We start from the raw sequence: 218 nt of genomic DNA, 5'->3' as shown, positions 1-218 counted from the left end.
CCCTACTCGTTTTCACTGATGATGAGATGTCGATTACGGGGCTATCACCCTTTATTGCGGCACTTTCCAGAGCCTTCATCTGTCTCATTAAAAGCTTAAGGGCTAATCCAATTTCGCTCGCCGCTACTTTCGGAATCTCGGTTGATTTCTCTTCCTCGGGGTACTTAGATGTTTCAGTTCCCCCGGTTTGCCTCCTGTTGCTATGTATTCACAACAGG

Annotated in this window: 1 rRNA gene; it reads right to left on the bottom strand. The window is 47.2% G+C overall.

The features are described from left to right. Positions 1–218, bottom strand: a 23S ribosomal RNA gene (locus tag AB4484_RS26645); the annotation flags it as partial.

The sequence above is a fragment of the Vibrio sp. 10N.261.46.A3 genome, assembly GCF_041472995.1.
GTDB classification, from domain to species: Bacteria; Pseudomonadota; Gammaproteobacteria; order Enterobacterales; family Vibrionaceae; genus Vibrio; species Vibrio coralliirubri.
Note: the sequence above shows the minus strand (reverse complement) of the source record. Positions and strands in the feature narration are given on the sequence as shown.